Consider the following 16,750-nt stretch of genomic DNA (forward strand, 5'->3'; position numbering starts at 1 on the left):
GGTTCTCCAGGGTCGTTCGAGCGGGTCGGGAGGGAGGACGGGCGCCGGGTCAGGCGACCGGCGCGAGCAGGGCGACCGGGTAGCCGCCGCCGAGGATCTCCGCGACGGCGGTCGGCCCGCCGGCGAAGGTGCGCCCGGTGAGGACGTCCACGACCGGGTGCCCGGGCAGGACGATCAGGGTCTCGCCCCAGCCGCCCTCGGCCGCGAGCCGCGCGGGCAGGCGGGTGGCGACCGTCAGCGCACCGCCGCGGTCGAAGGCGATCGCGTGCTCGGCGGCCGGCCCGATGGCGGGGACGGCGGCGTAGCGCGTGAACAGCTCCGGCCGATCGCGGCGCAGGCGCAGGGCCCGCGAGGTGACGAGCAGCTTGGCCGCGCCCTCCGCGTCGATCTCCGGCAGCCAGCCGCCGTCGATCCGCTCGAGGAGCGCCCGGCGCTCGGCGAAGTCGACCGGGCGGCGGTTGTCGGGGTCGACGAGCGACGTCTCCCACAGCTCGCTGCCCTGGTAGACGTCCGGGATGCCCGGCGCCGTCAGCTGGACGAGCTTGGCCGAGAGGCTGTTCGACCAGCCGTCGGCCGAGACGCGCGCCACGGTGTCCTCGATTAGGCGGCGCACGGCCGCGTCGTCGAAGGCGGCGTCGACCGCCGCGTGCATCCGCTTCTCGAACGCCTCGTCCGGAGCGGTCCACATCGTCGAGCTGCCGGCCTCGCGCGACGCCTTCTCGGCGTAGGCGTGCAGGCGCTCGCGGGACGCGGGCCAGGTGCCGACGATCGCCTCCCAGAGCAGGTGCTCGACCGGTCCGTCGCCGAACCCGGCGTGCTCGTGCAGCGAGCGGAGCGTCTCGGCCCAGGCCTTGGCGTCCTCCGCGAGGGCGGTGATGCGGGCGCGGGTGTCCTCGCCGCGCTTGGTGTCGTGCGTCGACAGCGTGGTGAGCGAGGCCGGGAAGGACGCCTGGCGGACGCCCTGGCGGCGGTGGAACTCCTCCAGGTCGATCGCGAACTCGTCCGGGTCGGCGCCGACCTCGTTGAGCGAGGTGAGGCGGCTGTAGCGGTAGAACGCCGTGTCCTCGACGCCCTTCGCCATCACCATGCCGGAGGTCTGCTGGAAGCGGACCGACACGGGGGTGCCGGTCTCCTCGAGCAGCGCGGCGACCTCGTCGATCGTCGCGGCGATCACGGGGCGGCGGTGCCGCGCGTCGAGCCGCGCGTGCTCGAGGTGCTCGGCGCCGTAGGGCAGGTAGCTGCGGTAGACCGGGAAGGTCGCGAGCAGCTCGGCGATCGCGTCGTCCGCGCCGTCGACCTGCGGGATCAGGCGGGCCAGGCGGAGCACCTCGGAGCGGAGGATGCCGTCGGCGATGCCGCGCTTGGTGTCGTGGATCAGGTCGGCCCAGTCCACCGGCTCGCCGCCGTCGCCCAGCTCCGCGTCCAGGCCCTCGAGCACCGGACGGGCGTCGGGGTCGACGAGGATGCGGTCGATGTCGGCGAGCGCGTCGTAGCCGGTGGTGCCCACGGTCGCCCAGTGCGCGGGCAGCTGCTCGTCGCCCTCGAGGATCTTCTCGACCCAGACGGGCGCGCCGTCGATGGCGCGGGCGAGATCGTCCAGGTAGCCGCCCGGGTCGGCCAGGCCGTCCGGGTGATCCACGCGCAGGCCGTCGGCGAGGCCCTCGGTGAACCAGCGGACGATCTCGCGGTGCGAGGCCTCGAAGACCTCGGGCCGCTCGACCGTGATCGCGGCGAGGGTGTTCACCGCGAAGAAGCGGCGGTAGTTCAGCTCGGCGTCGGCGCGGCGCCAGTTGACCAGCTCGTAGCTCTGGCGGGCGTGCACGGTGCGGCCGGAGTCGCCGGGCCCGGCGGTGCCGGGCGCGATCGGCAGGCGGTTCTCGTAGTAGTGCAGCTCGTCGCCGACGACCTCGAGCGCATCGAGCTCGCTGTCACTGTCGCCCTCCGAGGCCCCGTCGCCGAGGATCGGCACGCGCAGCTTCCCGGCGCCCGCCGCCCAGTCGATGTCGAAGGCCTCGGCGTAGCGGGAGTCGCGGCCGTGCTTCAGCAGGTCCCACCACCAGGCGTTCTCCACCGGCGTCGCGACGCCCATGTGGTTCGGCACGATGTCGATGAGGACGCCGAGGCCCTCCTTCTTGGCCGCCGCGGAGGCGTGGGCGAGGCCCTCGCCGCCGCCGCGCGCCGGGTCGACCTGCGAGTGGTCGACGACGTCGTAGCCGTGGTCCGAGCCGGGCTCGGCGGTCAGCAGCGGGGAGAAGTAAAGCCAGTCGGCGCCGAGGGAGCGCACGTAGTCGGCCACCGTCGCGGCCTCGTCGAGATCGAAGCCGGAGCGGATCTGGAGTCGGTAGGTGGAGGCGGGCAGTCGCAACGTCAGGCTCCTGTCGAGGGTGCGGTCGCGGAGTCGGTCGACTCCTCGTGGGGGCTGGTGTGGCCCGTGGTGGTGATGATCGGGATCGCCGAGGTGGCGGCGAGCGAGGCCAGCGAGGCGGCGACCGAGTGGTCGACCTCGGGCTCGGGGGCGCTGTGCTCCTGGAGGATCACGAGCGACTTCGCCTGCACGGTGAGCAGCGCGCCGGCGGGACGCGGGACCGAGTCGGCCTCCGCTCCGGCGGTGTCGACCAGGACGGCCCACTCCACTGCGTACTCGTCGCTCGGGATGGTGAACTCCACGTCCACGTCGTCGGCGTTGAAGTAGAGCAGGAAGCTGTCGTCGACGACCGGCTGGCCGCGCTCGTCGCGCTCGCGGATCCCGTTGCCGTTGAGGTAGATGCCGACCGAGCGGTCCAGGCCCGAGTCCCAGTCCGACGGCGTCATCTCGGTGCCGTCGGCCTTGAACCAGACGATGTCCGGCAGCGGCTCGCCGGTGCCGCGGAGGACCGGGCGCCCGTCGAAGAAGCGGCCGCGGCGGAAGGTCGGGTGCTCGGCGCGGAGGCGGATCAGCGCCGCGGTGAACTCGACCAGCGGCCGGTCCGCCTTCTCCCAGTCGATCCAGGTCAGCTCGCTGTCCTGCGCGTAGGTGTTGTTGTTGCCGTTCTGGGTGCGGCCGAGCTCGTCGCCGTGCAGGATCATCGGCACGCCCTGCGAGATCAGCATCGTCGCGAGGAAGTTGCGCTGCTGGCGGGCGCGCAGGCCGAGGACCTTCGGGTCGTCGGTGGGGCCCTCGGCGCCGTGGTTCCAGGAGCGGTTGTGCGACTCGCCGTCGTTGCCGTCCTCGCCATTGGCGTCGTTGTGCTTCTCGTTGTAGGAGACGAGGTCGCGCAGAGTGAAGCCGTCGTGCGCGGTGACGAAGTTGATCGAGGCGACCGGGTAGCGGCCGGAGCGCGCGTAGAGGTCGGCGGAGCCGGTGAGCCGCGAGGCGAACTCGCCCAGGGTCGAGGGCTCGCCGCGCCAGAAGTCGCGGACGGTGTCGCGGTACTTGCCGTTCCACTCCGTCCACTGCGGCGGGAAGTTGCCGACCTGGTAGCCGCCGGGGCCGACGTCCCACGGCTCGGCGATCAGCTTGACCTGCGAGACCACCGGGTCCTGCTGGACGAGCTCGAAGAAGGTGGAGAGCCGGTCGACGTCGTAGAACTCGCGGGCCAGTGCCGAGGCGAGGTCGAAGCGGAAGCCGTCGACGCGCATCTCGGTCACCCAGTAGCGCAGCGAGTCCATGATCAGCTGCAGCGAGTGCGGGTGGCGCACGTTGAGGGTGTTCCCGGTGCCGGTGTAGTCCATGTAGTAGCGCTTGTCGTCGTCGACCAGGCGGTAGTACGCCTCGTTGTCGATGCCGCGGAACGACAGCGTCGGGCCGAGGTGGTTGCCCTCCGCGGTGTGGTTGTAGACCACGTCGAGGATGACCTCGATGCCGGCCGCGTGCAGCGCCTTCACCATGCTCTTGAACTCCTGGACCTGCTGGCCCAGATCGCCGGTGGCGGTGTAGGTGTTCTGCGGCGCGAAGAAGCCGATCGTGTTGTAGCCCCAGTAGTTCGAGAGGCCCTTCTCGATCAGCGTGGAGTCGTTGACGAACTGGTGCACCGGCATCAGCTCGAGGGCGGTGATGCCGAGGTGCTTGAGGTGCGCGATCACGGCGGGGTGCGCGACGCCGGCGTAGGTGCCGCGCAGCTCCTCCGGCACGTCGGGGTGGCTCTTGGTGAGCCCCTTCACGTGCGCCTCGTAGATCACGGTGCTGTCGTACGAGGTGCGCGGGCGGCGGTCGCCGGCCCAGTCGAAGAACGGGTTGATGACGACGCCCATCATCATGTGCGGCGCCGAGTCCTCGTCGTTGGTCGAGTCCGGGTCGCCGAACGTGTACGAGAAGAGCGACTGGTCCCAGTCGATCTCGCCCGAGACGGCCTTCGCGTACGGGTCCAGCAGCAGCTTGTTCGGGTTGCAGCGGTGTCCGCCGTCCGGGTCGTACGCGCCGTGGACGCGGTAGCCGTAGCGCTGGCCGGGCTGGACCTGCGGGAGGTAGCAGTGCCAGACGTAGGCGTCCGACTCGAGCACCTCGACGCGCGTCTCGGTGCCGTCCTCCTCGAAGAGGCACAGCTCGACGCGCTCGGCGGCCTCGCTGAAGAGGGCGAAGTTCGTGCCGCTTCCATCGAAGGTGGCGCCCAAGGGGTAGGCGGTTCCGGGCCAGGTCTCCACGAGACTCCTCTGAGTTCTGGTCTCGGGCGATCCGGGGGAGGCCGACGGGCGGTCTGCGGATGCCCGACGTCGGGGGTGATGGTCCGTCACCTTCGCGACGGACCGACTGCCCAGCTTAGCGAGAGGCTCCTCCCGCGCTTCCGGGGAGGCCACGCTCAGACAGTACGGACCTCGCCGATCCGCGGCGAGGGCTGGACCGCCCGCCACACATCCAGTAGAGATCGGCCGACCTCGCGGCTCAGTGCGAGCCGATCCGCTTCCGCAGCAGGTCGATCCGCGCCTGCAGCTGGGTCACGCTCGCCTGCGCCACCGCCGGCCCGCCGCAGAGCCGGCGCAGCTCGGTGTGCACCTGGCCGTGGGTCTCCCCCGTGTTGCGCGCCCAGAGCCCGACGAGCGAGTTCAGCAGGCTGCGCTGCTCCTTGAGCGTGCGGTAGAGCGGCGCAGGGATCTCGCTCTCCTTCGCCTCCACCGGAGCCTGCGCGCCGTGAGCGCCGGCGCGCCCGCCCGCGCGCTTGGCCTGCCGCTGCTGGCGGTGCTGCAGCAGCTCGCGCACCTGCTCGGGCTCGAGCAGTCCGGGCAGGCCGATGAAGTCGAGCTCCTCCTCGCTCTCGACCTCCACCTCCATCCCGAACTCCGCGCCCTCGTACATCACGCGGTCGAAGGTGGCGGCCGAGCCGAGAGACTCGAAGCGGCCCTCCTCGAGCAGGTCGGAGGACGCCTTGGCCTCGCGCTCCGCGTCGGCCATCAGGTCGGCCTCGGGGTACTCCTCGTCGTCCGAGACGCGGCGGTCGAGGGCGTGGTCGCGCTGCTGCTCCATCGAGCCCGCGAGCGCGAGCAGCCCCGGCACGTTGGGCAGGAAGATCGAGGCGGTCTCGCCGCGGCGCCGGGCCCGGACGAAGCGCCCGATCGCCTGCGCGAAGAACAGCGGGGTCGAGGCGGAGGTGGCGTAGACGCCGACGGCGAGGCGCGGCACGTCCACGCCCTCCGACACCATGCGCACGGCGACCATCCACCGGCTGTCGCCCTTGGAGAACTCCTCGATCCGGTCGCTCGCCTCCTTCTCGTCGGAGAGGACGACGGTGACGGGCTGGCCGCTGATCTCGCGGAGCATCGCCGCGTAGGCGCGCGCCGCGTAGTGGTCGGTCGCGATGACGAGCCCGCCCGCGTCCGGGATCCCGCGGCGCACCTCGGTCAGCCGCGTGTTCGCGGCGCGCAGGACGGAGGGGATCCACTCCCCCTTGGGGTCGAGCGCCGTGCGCCAGGCCTGCGAGGTGATGTCCTTGGTGTTGCCCTCGCCGAGCCGCGCCTCCATCTCGTCGCCGGCCTTCGACTTCCAGCGCATCTGGCCCGCGTAGACCATGAAGAGCACCGGACGGACGACGCCGTCGGCGAGAGCGCGGCCGTAGCCGTAGGCGTAGTCGGTCAGCGAGGTGCGGATGCCCTCCTGATCGGGCAGGTAGCTGACGAACGGGATCGGCGCGGTGTCGGAGCGGAACGGGGTCCCGGTGAGCGAGAGCCGGCGGGCGGCCGGCTCGAAGGCCTCCCGGATCGCGTCGCCCCAGCTCAGCGCGTCGCCGCCGTGGTGCACCTCGTCGAGGATGACCAGCGAGCGGCCGGAGAGGGTCAGCTCGCGGTGCAGCTCGGGCCGCACGGCGACCTGCGCGTAGGTGACGGCGACGCCGTGGTAGTGCTTGGCGTGCCGGCCCATCCGGTTGGTGAAGGTGGGGTCGAGCCGGATGCCGACGCGGTGCGCCGCCTCGGCCCACTGGCGCTTGAGGTGCTCGGTCGGCGCGACCACCGTGATGCGGTCGACGGTGCGGTTGTGCAGCAGCTCGGCGGCCAGGCGGAGGGCGAACGTCGTCTTGCCGGCGCCGGGCGTCGCGGCCGCGAGGAAGTCGCGCGGCTCGTGCTGGAAGTAGGCCTCGAGGGCCTCCGCCTGCCAGGCCCGCAGCTTGTTCGCGGTGCCCCACGGCGCCCTGCCGGGGAACGACGGGGACAGGTGCTCCGCGGCGGAGGTGCCGACCTGATGACCGAAGTTCGAGGGACTGTTCACGTGGACCGAGGCTAGCCGACACCTCCGACGTCGGGCGCCGGTCCGCGCACCCACGGGGCAGGGCCCGGCGTGTCGGGATCGTCCGGGCGACGGACCCCCTCCGCCCGCTCGGAGCGCAGAATGGAGGGATGGTCGAGCAGCGTCATCCGTGGTCCCGCTACGTCGCCCTGGGCGACTCCTTCACCGAGGGGATCGGCGATCCCGAGCCCTCCAGCCCCGGCGGTCACCGCGGCTGGGCCGACCGCGTCGCGGAGGTGCTCGGCAGTCAGAACGACGACTTCGCCTACGCGAACCTGGCCGTGCGCGGGCGGCTGCTGCAGCAGATCGTCGACGAGCAGATCGAGCCGGCTCTCGCGCTGCGCCCGGACCTGATCACCATCTCCGCGGGCGGCAACGACGTCATCCGTCCCGGCACCGACCCGGACGACATCGCCCGCCGCTTCGAGGAGGGACTGGCGCGGCTGCGCTCCGACGGCGCGACGGTGGTGCTCTTCACCGGCGTCGACGTCAGCTTCTCCCCCGTCTTCGCGCGGATCCGCGGCAAGGTGGCCATCTTCAACGAGAACCTCCGCGCGCTCGCCGAGCGCTACGACTGCATCGTCGCCGACCAGTGGTCGCTGCAGGAGATCCAGGACGTGCGGATGTGGGCGCCGGACCGCCTGCACCTCAACCCGCACGGCCACCACGAGGTGGCGCGGATGGTGCTGAAGGCCCTCAACGTCGAGAACACCCTTCGCCCGTTCGCTCCGGAGCCGGCGCCGACGCCGACCTGGCGGGCCGCCCGCCGCGAGGACGCGAAGTGGGCCCGCGAGTACCTCGTCCCCTGGGTGCTGCGCCGGGTGCGCCACCAGTCCTCCGGCGACTTCATCACCGCCAAGCGGCCGGACGCCGGCCCCTACCTGCAGCGCCCGCCCGAGTCGATCCCCGGCACCCCCGTCCCCGGCAACGCGACCCCCGAGGAGGTCGCCGCCGACATCGCGACGGCCGGCGTTCGCATCGTCGTCGACGACACCGACTCGTAGGCGCCCCCTGCTGGTCGCGGAGCCGCGCAGCGGCCACGCCACGATGGTCGAGTAACCACACAGCGGCCACGCCTAGCTGGTCGAGTAGCCGCGGAGCGGCGTATCGAGACCCACCCTGCTGAATAAGGTGGATCTCGATACGCCCTCTCCGAGGGCTACTCGATCAGCAAAAATGCTGCACGCGTCGCAGACGCGTCCCTCCCCCTGCTGGGCGAGTAGCCGAGGAAGGGCTCCCGTTCATGCTGGTCGAGTAGCCGCACAGCGGCGTATCGAGACCCACCCTGCTGAGCACGCCGGATCTCGATACGCCCTCTGCGCGGGCTACTCGATCAGCAAGGAAGCGGCGTCGCGCGACCCGCCTAGCCGAAGAGCTCGCCCGGATTCGTCATGCGCCAGCCGAAGCCCGGGTCCTCGATGGTCCCGTCCGCGACGAGCGGCACCGGGTACGCCTGCCCGTTGACGGCCACGTTCACGGTCCCGACCTCCTGCCCGTCCGCGACGACCTCCACCGGATCGAGCGACACGCTCGTGGTGACCGTGGTCGCGCCCCAGACCAGGAGCGACTGCGCCTCGCTGCTCTCCGCCACCGCCGACTCGCCCCAGGCGCTGGTGTAGCTGCCGAAGTCCTGCCCCTCCTCGGTCAGCGTCACCGTCCGGAAGCCCGCCTCGACGGTCGGGAGCAGCGTCAGCACGTCCGCCGCGAGCTGCGGATGCGTCCGCGCACCGACCACGACGCCGACCATCGTGACCGGACGGCCCTCGACCGTCGCGTCGAGCGAGAACAGCAGGCACGCGCCGGCCTCGTCGGTCGTGCCGGTCTTGATCCCGTCCACGCCGGCCTGCCCGAGGAGCTTGTTGGTGTTCTCCACCGTCCCCACGCCCGGGATCACCGCGGAGGGCATCGCCACGATCGGCGCGAGCACCGGATCGCCGATCAGCAGCTCGCCGAGCACCACCATCTCGAGGGTCGTGCTGACGGTCGCCGGCGACAGCCCGCTGGTGTCTGCCACTACGGTGCCGGTGAGTCCGCGCTCGTCCAGCCAGGTGCGGGCGGCGGCGAGGTAGCCCTCCTCCGAGCCGAAGGCCCAGACGGCGAGCGACTTCGCGTAGTTGTTGGCCGAGGGCAGCATCAGCACGGTCAGCGCCTCGCGCTCCGTGAGTTCCAGCCCGGCCGAGACCGGCGCGACCGAGCCGTTCTCGGCGACGGAGTCGTTGTAGTAGCCGACGTCCGTGCTCGTGAACGCGATCGTCTCGCCGTCGGTCCCCTCCGCGATCGGCTTCGCCGACAGCACCACCAGCGCCGTGACGACCTTCGCGATGCTGCCGATCGGCAGCTGCCCGGTCGAACCGTAGGTGGAGAGCATCCCGCCGTCCGCCGGCCCCTGCACGCCCACCGCCGAGATCGCCCCGGCGCCGTAGGACGGCCACGCGACCGCGGGCGCGTCGATCACCGTGGGCGGCGTCTCCTGCACGACGGCCGTCGCGACCGGCAGCTCGGCCCCTGCCGCGTTCGCGGCGTACGCGCCGCTCGCGCTGACGAGCACCGCCGCGAGGACGACGCCGATCACGGCGAGCGGACGCGGGCGGCGGCGCCGGGGTGCCTCGGGCGCGGGCGCAGGCGTGACGCTGCCCACGACGTCGATCGGCGAGCGGTCGGGGCGCGTCGGAGAAGTCACCCGGTCATCGTAGGCGGACCCCCGCCGGACACCACGGAGGCGGCGCGGGGCGGTCGCCCGCCGTTCCGCGCCGCCTGTTCGGAGCAGACGGCTCAGCGCAGTCGACTCAGCGACCCCGCGTCAGCGCCCAGAGCGCGACGGCGCTCGCCGAGGCCACGTTCAGCGAGTCCACGCCGTGCAGCATCGGGATGGTGACGACGGTGTCGGCCGCGTCGAGCGCCGCCCGGCTCAGCCCGTCGCCCTCGGCGCCCAGCACGATCGCGACGCGCTCGGGCCGGTCGGCCGCGTACTCGTCCAGCGGCACCGCGTCCGGCGCGAGCGCCAGCGCGGCGACCGAGAACCCCGCGGCGAGCAGCTCGGTCCGCGCCGGCCCCCACTCCGGGATCCGCGTCCACGGCACCTGCAGCACCGTGCCCATGCTCACCCGCACGCTCCGCCGGTAGAGCGGGTCCGCGCAGCGCGGGCTCACCAGCACCGCATCCGCCCCCATCCCGGCCGCCGCGCGGAAGACGGCGCCGACGTTGGTGTGGTCGACGAGGTCCTCGAGGATGACGACGAGCCGCGCGTCCTCGAGCAGCGACGCCATCGACGGCAGCTCCGGACGCCGCATCGACGCGAGCGCCCCGCGGTGCAGGTGGAACCCGGTCAGCTCCTCGATCATCGCGTCCGGCCCGACGAACACCGGCACGTCCGGGAAGCGCTCGAGCACCTCCGCCGCGTCCGGCAGCCGCTTCTCCTGCACCAGCACCGACTTCGGCACGTGCCCGGCGTCGAGCGCGCGGACGATCACCTTCGACGACTCCGCGATGTAGAGCCCGCCCTCGGGCTCGAGCACCCGGCGCAGCGCCACGTCGGTCAGGCGGTGGTAGTCCGCCAGGAGCGGGTGGTCGAGGTCCTCGATGTGCACGATCGGCATCCCGGAACCCTAGGGCACGGCGCGGTCTAAACTGGCCGATGGAGTGCCCGCGTGCGCGGGTGTCCGAGGGAGGCGTGGATGGAGTCGGGTCCGACACCGATCGCCGACGGCAGCAGTGCCGATCAGGCCGGCGAGCAGCAGGCCGACCTGCAGCGGGCCGACGAGCAGCGCTCCGCCGCCCTCGACCGCACCGTCGAGCTCCTGGCCGGCCGCCGCATCGCCGCCGTCACCGGCGCGGGCGTGAGCACCGACTCCGGCATCCCCGACTACCGCGGCGCGGGAGCCCCCGTCCGCAGCCCGATGACCTACTCCCAGTTCGTCGCCGACCCCGACTACCGCCGCCGCTACTGGGCCGGCAGCCAGCTCGGCTGGCGCCGCTTCACCGCCACGCTGCCGAACGACGGCCACCGCGCCCTCGCCCGGCTCGAGGAGCGCGGCCTGCTCACCGGCGTCGTCACCCAGAACGTGGACGGCCTGCACGTGCGCGCCGGCTCGCAGCGCGTGGTCGACCTGCACGGCTCCGCCGACCGCGTCCGCTGCATGACCTGCGGCCAGTACTTCGCCCGCGACGCGATAGCCGAGCGCATCGAGGCGCTCAACCCCTGGCTCGACGACCCCGACATCTCCTCGCTGAACCCCGACGGCGACGCCGAGGTGCACGACGTCTCGGCGATGACCGTCCCGGAGTGCACGGTCTGCGGCGGGATCCTCAAGCCCGACATCGTCTTCTTCGGCGAGTTCATCCCGACCGAGCGGTTCGAGGAGGCGCGCGCCATCGTCGCGGGCGCCGACGCGCTGCTCGTGGCGGGCTCGTCGCTCGTCGTCAACTCCGGCATCCGCTTCCTCGAGATCGCCCGGCGCGCGAAGATGCCGATCGTCATCGTCAACCGCGGCACCACCAAGGGCGACTCGCGGGCCGGCATCAAGATCGACGGCGGCACGAGCGAGGTCCTCCGCGCCCTCGCCGAGCGCCTCCCGTCGCGCTGACCCACCGCTCCCCCACCACCCGAGAGGCCCTCGTGACCCAGCTCACCCTCGTCCGGCACGGCCAGACCGACTGGAACGCCGCCCGCCGCATCCAGGGCGCGAGCGACATCCCGCTGAACGACACCGGCCGCTCGCAGGCCCGGGCCGCCGCGCGGCTGCTGCGCGAGCGCGACTGGGACGTCGTCGTCGCCAGCCCGCTGCAGCGCGCGCACGAGACCGGGGCGATCATCGCCCGCGGTCTCGGCCTGCCCGAGCCCGAGGTCGTCGAGGGCGTCGCCGAGCGCGCCTACGGCGAGGCGGAGGGCATGACCGGCGACGAGCTCCGCGAGCTCTTCCCCGGCGGCATCGAGGGCGCCCGCATCCCCGGCTGCGAGACCCGCGCCCAGGTCGTCGAGCGCGCCACGGCCGCGCTGCTCGAGATCGCCGAGCGCTTCCCGGAGCAGCGGGTCATCGTCGCGACGCACGGCGCCGTCATCGGCAGCCTGCTCCGCGCCCTCAGCGAGGACGAGCTGCCCGCCCAGGGCACCACGGTCGGCAACGGCTCGCGGCACGACTTCGCGATCGTCGACGGCGCCCTGCAGATCGTCGCGGTCGACGACTCGGGTGACGTCGTCGTCGTCGACGCCGATCTTCAGTCCGACCTGGACGACGTGCTCAGCCCGAGCGCCCCCGCCTGACCCCGGCTCGGTGAGGCTCAGCGCCCGACGCTCGTCAGCAGCTCCAGCAGCACCCGCGCGGAGTCGCGCCACGAGTACGCCGCCGCCCGCTTCCGCGCCTTCGCCGACAGCTCCCGCCAGCGCTCCGGGTCCTCGAGCGAGCGCACGCCCTCGGCGATGCCCTTCGCGCTCGAGGGATCCACGTAGACCGCGGCGTCGCCGCCGATCTCGCGGAAGATCGGGATGTCGCTGACGACGACCGGGGTGCCGAGCGCCATCGCCTCGACCAGCGGGATCCCGAAGCCCTCGTCCCGGCTCGCGGTCACCAGTGCCGTGGCACGCGCGAGCGCCTCGCGGTAGGAGGCGTCGTCCGCCCCCTGGTGGAAGATCAGCTTCGCCGTCGGCGCGAGCGAGCGGAGGGTCTCCACCGTCTCGTCGCTCGCCCGGCTCATCAGGTGCAGCTCGTAGTCGGGCAGCAGCCGCATCGCCCGCGCCAGCGACTCCACGTTCTTGTAGGGCATGAACGAGCCCATGTAGACGAGCGAGCGCGCGTCCGAGCGGTCCGGCAGCGCCGCCGCGAGGGCTGCGCTCGCCTCGTCCGGAGCGGTCGCCGCGTTCGGCACCACGACGACCGGCCGGGTCGTCAGCCGGTGCGTGCGGAGCAGCCCGCGGGTCGTCTCGGACACCGTCACGATCGCGTCGGCGCGCTGCAGCAGGCGCCGCTGCGGCCACCAGGCCAGGTGGTAGAGCCGCCAGAGCCCGCGCACCGGCAGCGGAAGATCGCGCGGCGGCGTGCGGTGGCGGTAGTAGATCAGGTCGTGCACGGTGAGCACGAGCTTGTAGCGCCGCCCGAGCGAGCCCATCGTCTGCATCGGCGAGAACACCACGTCGGGGCGCAGCCGGTTCACCAGCAGCGCCACGAACGGCTCGAACGGCCCGGTCGGCGAGGTGACCTTCTCCCACGGCAGATCCGGCAGCATCGCCCGCTGGCGGCGGTCGCTGATCAGCATCGTCACGTCGTGCAGCTTCGCCAGCTCGGCCACGATCTCCGCGGTGTAGCGGCTGATGCCGTCGTGGCGCTCGAGCCGGGTGTACCGGCAGTCGACGACGATCCTCATCGGTCGATCCCCTCGTCCAGGGCCGCGCGGAGGACGGCGGCCGCCTCGTCCGGCGTCTCGTAGTGGATGAGGTGCCCGACCCCGTCGATCACGTGCAGGCGGGCGTGCCGCAGCGCCTCGAGCAGGCGGTACTGGGCGGCGAGCGGCGTGATGTCGTCCTGCGCCGCGGCGATCAGCAGCGTCGGCACCGCGATCCGGGCGGCGTACTCGCTGACGTCGTGCGAGACCGAGGCGCGGAACGCCTCCAGCACCGTGTCACGCGAGGCGAAGGCGCTGAAGTAGCGGTCGTGCTGGTCGTGCACGAAGCGGCGCAGCGGCCCGTCCTTGGTCTTCACCATCGCGAGGCTCATCACCCGCACGATCCGCGGATCGCCGAGCAGGCGCAGCCCGAGCGGGCGGGGCAGCACCGCGCCGAGGCGGTAGTAGAGCACCGCGAGCCGGGTCAGCACGCCCCGGGGCCCGGCGAGGGCGGGCGCGGCGATCGGATTGACGAGCACCAGCAGCGGAGTCTCCAGCCCGCCCGCGACGGCCGCCGCGGAGACGATCGAGCCGAACGAGTGCCCGAGCACGACCGCCCGCCCGCGCAGCCCGAGCGCGTCCAGGAACTCGCCGAGCCAGGCCGCGTAGCCCTCGACGTCGTGCGCGTGCGCCGTCATCGGCGGCGACGCGCCGAAGCCGGGCAGGTCGGGCGCGATCACGCGGGCGTCCGCGCCGCCCGCGAGCAGCCGCGCGATCACCGGCTCCAGCCCGTGGTGCTCGCCGCGGAATCCGTGCACCAGGACCAGCACGGTCCCGGCGTCGGGGTCGCCGTAGCTCCAGTAGGCGGTGGTGGCCCCGGCGACGTCGACGGCGCTCTCGCTGATGGCGAGTCGCCCGAGGTCGGCGGCGTAGGGGGAGGCTATGGTCATGACGGTCCCCATCGTAGGGAAAGCCCGTCGAACTTCCCGCCGCAACGCCTTGCGGGCCCTCGATCCGAGCCGCAAGCATGAAGGCGCGTCCGCACGCGACGCATCGCCCGTCCCCCGTCCTCCGCTCCGATCCCGGCGCGGCGCCGGTCATCCGCTCAGGCAGCAGCAGAAGGAGCACCGTGAGCTTCACGTCCCCGATCCAACTCCCCGGGCTCGCCCTCGATCCGCAGTGGTACCGCAGGGCCGTGTTCTACGAGGTCATGATCCGGTCGTACTACGACTCGAACGGAGACGGCGCCGGCGACATCAACGGCCTGGCGTCCAAGCTCGACTACCTGCAGTGGCTCGGCATCGACGCGCTCTGGCTGCCGCCCTTCTACATGTCGCCGCTGCGCGACGGCGGCTACGACGTCTCCGACTTCAAGGCGATCCTCCCCGAGTTCGGCACCATGGAGGACTTCCGCGAGCTGGTCCGCAAGGCCCACGAGCGCAACATGCGCATCGTGATGGACTTCCCGCTGAACCACACCAGCGACCAGCACGAGTGGTTCCAGCAGTCGCGCTCCGACCCCGAGGGCCCCTACGGCGACTTCTACGTCTGGAACGACACTGACGACAAGTACCCGGACATCCGGATCATCTTCGTCGACACCGAAGACTCGAACTGGGCCTTCGACGCCGAGCGCCGCCAGTTCTACTTCCACCGCTTCTTCTCGCACCAGCCCGACCTCAACTTCGAGAACCCGGCCGTGCACGAGGCCATCCACGACGTGGTCAAGTTCTGGCTCGACCTCGGCGTCGACGGCATCCGGCTCGACGCGATCCCCTACCTCTACGAGTCCGACGAGGGCAACGGCGAGGGCGAGCCGCCCACGCACGACTTCATCAAGAACCTGCGCACGATGGTCGACCGCGACTACCCCGGCCGCATCCTGATCGCGGAGGCGAACCAGTGGCCGCGCGAGGTCGCCGCGTTCTTCGGCACCGAGGAGGAGCCGGAGTGCCACATGGCCTTCGACTTCCCGGTCATGCCGCGCATCTTCTACTCCCTCCGCGCGCAGACCGCGAACGAGCTGAAGAAGGTGCTCTCCGAGACCTTCGACATCCCCTCGGGCGCCGCCTGGGGCGTCTTCCTCCGCAACCACGACGAGCTCACCCTCGAGATGGTCTCGGAGGAGTACCGCCAGGCGATGTACGGCTGGTACGCCTACGACCCGCGGATGCGCTCCAACATCGGCATCCGCCGCCGGCTGGCGCCGCTGCTCGACAACTCGCGCGCCGAGCTCGAGCTGATCAACGCCCTGCTCTTCTCGCTCGCCGGCAGCCCGTTCCTCTACTACGGGGACGAGATCGGGATGGGCGACAACATCTGGCTGAACGACCGCGACGCCTCGCGCACCCCGATGCAGTGGACCCCGGACCGCAACGCCGGCTTCTCGGCCGCCGACCCGGGCAAGCTCGTCCAGCCGATCGTGCAGTCGCTCGTCTACCACTACAACCAGGTCAACGTGGAGGCGCAACTCGCCCAGTCGCGCTCGCTGCTGCACTGGATGCGGAACGTCCTGCACGTGCGCCGCGGCCACCCCGCCTTCGGCCTCGGCTCGATGCGCGTCCTCGAGACCGACCACGAGTCGGTGCTCGCCTTCGTCCGCGACTACGCCGGCTCCGGCACCGCGATGGGCGACCAGCCGGAGGAGGTGCTCTGCGTCTTCAGCTTCAACCACAACCCGGTCTCGGTGACCATCACCGACCCCGAGAACCCCGGCTCGACGCTCACCGACCTCTTCGGCGGTGGCCGCTTCCCCGGCTTCTCCGAGGACGGCTCGCTGACGATGACGCTCGGCACCCAGGGCTTCTTCTGGCTGCACGTCGCGAAGGCGGGCCAGACCCGCGAGGGACTCACCCGCTGACCCGGCCTTCGCCCGCTCGACCGCGCAGCACGCCGCGGGGCCTCCCGACGATGTCGGAGGCCCCGCCTAGGCTGTCGGCGTGAGCATCACCGAGACGAACCAGGCACCGACGCTCTTCGACGAGAGCCTCCTCGACGAAGCCGGGTCCACCGGCGGGTCCGCAGGTTCGTCGGAGAGGTCGGAAGGCTCCGACGGCGCCCGCTGGTACGACCGACTCGCCGTCTTCGACCTCGAGACCACCGGCATCGACGTCCGCACCAGCCGCATCGTCACCGCGCACGTCGGCGTCATCGACGCCGACGGCTCCCCGATCGAGGGCACCACCTGGCTCGCCGATCCCGGCGTCGAGATCCCGGCCGGCGCCAGCGCCGTGCACGGCATCAGCACCGAGCACGCCCGCGAGCACGGCCGCCCCGCCGGCGAGGTCGTCGCCGAGGTGTCGGAGGCGCTGCGCTCGCTCCTCGCCCGCGGCGTCCCCGTCGTCATCTACAACGCCCCCTACGACCTCTCGCTGCTCGCCTTCGAGGCGCGCCGCTGGGGCGTCCCCGTGCTGATCGACCCGAGTCCCGTCATCGACCCGCTCGTCATCGACAAGGCCCTCGACCGCTACCGCAAGGGCAAGCGCACCCTCGTCCAGGCCGCGCTGCACTACGGCGTCCCGCTGACCGAGGCGCACGACGCCGGCGCCGACGCGATCGCGGCGGGCCGGGTCGCGCAGGCCCTCGGCCGCGCCTTCGCCGAGGAGCTGGGCGGCGGCGCCGAGGCGCTGCACGCCCTGCAGATCGACTGGTGCCGCACCCAGGCCGAGTCGTTCCAGGAGTACATGCGCCGCGTCCGCGACGAGAGCTTCGTCGCCGACGGCGCCTGGCCCGTCCGGCACTGAG

The 16,750-nt window shown here is 72.3% G+C and carries 12 protein-coding genes; 5 read left to right on the top strand and 7 right to left on the bottom strand.

Annotated features, from left to right (window positions below; all coding sequences use genetic code 11):
* Positions 1–49: 49 nt before the first annotated feature.
* From treY to EDF45_RS08350, 3 genes are all read right to left on the bottom strand, one after another.
* The gene (treY, locus tag EDF45_RS08340; protein ID WP_123735765.1) at positions 50–2,365 is read right to left on the bottom strand and encodes a malto-oligosyltrehalose synthase; all 2,316 of its coding nucleotides are present in this window, start codon (positions 2,363–2,365) and stop codon (positions 50–52) included.
* A 2-nt stretch (positions 2,366–2,367) separates the two neighbouring features.
* A complete protein-coding gene (gene glgX, locus EDF45_RS08345; protein WP_123735766.1) occupies positions 2,368–4,620 on the bottom strand; it encodes a glycogen debranching protein GlgX in 2,253 nt (750 codons plus the stop codon).
* A 238-nt stretch (positions 4,621–4,858) separates the two neighbouring features.
* A complete protein-coding gene (locus EDF45_RS08350) occupies positions 4,859–6,673 on the bottom strand; it encodes a DEAD/DEAH box helicase (protein ID WP_123704255.1) in 1,815 nt (604 codons plus the stop codon).
* Positions 6,674–6,801: 128 nt separating this feature from the next.
* Between EDF45_RS08350 and EDF45_RS08355 the strand changes: the two genes are divergently transcribed.
* A complete protein-coding gene (locus EDF45_RS08355) occupies positions 6,802–7,695 on the top strand; it encodes an SGNH/GDSL hydrolase family protein (RefSeq protein WP_123735767.1) in 894 nt (297 codons plus the stop codon).
* Between the two features lie 359 nt (positions 7,696–8,054).
* On the opposite strand, the gene EDF45_RS08360 is transcribed toward EDF45_RS08355, so the two are convergent.
* Positions 8,055–9,371 (bottom strand): D-alanyl-D-alanine carboxypeptidase family protein, encoded by a 1,317-nt coding sequence (locus EDF45_RS08360; RefSeq protein WP_123735768.1) that lies wholly within the window; start codon positions 9,369–9,371, stop codon positions 8,055–8,057.
* A 106-nt stretch (positions 9,372–9,477) separates the two neighbouring features.
* Complete coding sequence (locus EDF45_RS08365; protein WP_123735769.1) at positions 9,478–10,287, bottom strand: RNA methyltransferase; 810 nt, start codon at positions 10,285–10,287, stop codon at positions 9,478–9,480.
* 78 nt (positions 10,288–10,365) lie between these two features.
* Here EDF45_RS08365 and EDF45_RS08370 point away from each other — a divergent pair, with 78 nt between their 5' ends.
* Together EDF45_RS08370 and EDF45_RS08375 are read left to right on the top strand one after the other, a co-directional pair.
* Positions 10,366–11,274 carry a Sir2 family NAD-dependent protein deacetylase gene (locus EDF45_RS08370; RefSeq protein ID WP_123735770.1) on the top strand — a complete coding sequence of 303 codons (909 nt, stop codon included), beginning with the start codon at positions 10,366–10,368 and terminating at the stop codon, positions 11,272–11,274.
* A gap of 32 nt (positions 11,275–11,306) precedes the next feature.
* Entirely contained in the window at positions 11,307–11,951 is a 645-nt protein-coding gene (locus EDF45_RS08375) for a histidine phosphatase family protein (RefSeq protein WP_164874486.1), read from the top strand.
* A 17-nt stretch (positions 11,952–11,968) separates the two neighbouring features.
* Here EDF45_RS08375 and EDF45_RS08380 read toward each other — a convergent pair whose 3' ends face one another.
* Both EDF45_RS08380 and EDF45_RS08385 read right to left on the bottom strand, forming a co-directional pair.
* A complete protein-coding gene (locus EDF45_RS08380; RefSeq protein ID WP_123735772.1) occupies positions 11,969–13,048 on the bottom strand; it encodes a glycosyltransferase family 1 protein in 1,080 nt (359 codons plus the stop codon).
* Positions 13,045–13,956 (bottom strand): alpha/beta fold hydrolase, encoded by a 912-nt coding sequence (locus EDF45_RS08385; RefSeq protein WP_123735773.1) that lies wholly within the window; start codon positions 13,954–13,956, stop codon positions 13,045–13,047. The genes EDF45_RS08380 and EDF45_RS08385 overlap by 4 nt, the downstream gene beginning before the upstream one ends.
* 179 nt (positions 13,957–14,135) lie before the next feature.
* On the opposite strand from EDF45_RS08385, the gene treS reads away from it, so the two are divergent.
* Entirely contained in the window at positions 14,136–15,866 is a 1,731-nt protein-coding gene (gene treS / locus EDF45_RS08390) for a maltose alpha-D-glucosyltransferase (protein ID WP_123735774.1), read from the top strand.
* Between the two features lie 79 nt (positions 15,867–15,945).
* Positions 15,946–16,749, top strand: a complete 804-nt coding sequence (locus EDF45_RS08395; RefSeq protein WP_260312047.1) for a 3'-5' exonuclease — start codon at positions 15,946–15,948, stop codon at positions 16,747–16,749.
* Position 16,750 lies beyond the last annotated feature (1 nt).

It is taken from the genome of Rathayibacter sp. PhB186 (assembly GCF_003751825.1).
GTDB classification, from domain to species: Bacteria; Actinomycetota; Actinomycetes; order Actinomycetales; family Microbacteriaceae; genus Rathayibacter; species Rathayibacter festucae.